This is a genomic window from Stenotrophomonas sp. INTA L402-1, from assembly GCF_059295135.1.
Genome location: NZ_JCAFWP010000235.1, coordinates 1 through 533 on the forward strand (window position 1 = coordinate 1; position 533 = coordinate 533).

1 protein-coding gene is annotated in these 533 nt (G+C 58.2%); it reads right to left on the reverse strand.

Annotated features, from left to right (window positions below; all coding sequences use genetic code 11):
- Window positions 1–14: 14 nt before the first annotated feature.
- The coding region (locus AC5O77_RS22555; protein ID WP_494507266.1) for an L-lactate permease at window positions 15–533 on the reverse strand (519 nt) is incomplete at its 5' end.

The window sequence follows — 533 nt, forward strand, 5'->3', positions numbered from 1 at the left end:
GGGCTCGGAGATGTTTATAAGAGACAGGCGGCGAACAGGGCGTTAGATGAGGTATCCGATCCGGTCAGGAAGACACCAAGCCAGCCGAGGAACGGCGAGAAGAAGGTGAATGCATGGCCGGTGTGCGCCAGTGCCAGCGCCAGCGTTGATGATAGTCCGGAATAGTTCGAGATAAAGGCGAACGCCAGCACCATACCGATGGAGTAGATAGGCAGAGCCAGTTCTTTCAGCGTGCTGCCGAAGGTGCTGATAGCGTCAGATGGTTTCATCTTCAGCCAGACAATCGAGAGCAGGGCAGCAAAAAGAATGGCGGTACCGGTGGCAGAGAACCAGTCGAACTTAAACACGGCGGCATACGCTGTCGCTTCGCTGACCACTGGCGGCATACGGGCCACCAGTTTATCGAGGTACGGCACCGGAATATTGGTCACCCAGGCATCCAGCGCCCCACCCGAAGCGACCAGGGGTGTTAAGGGTGGAGTACTCCACAGCGTTACGGTGGCGGTCAGGAAGAGGAACGGGGTCCAGGCGCG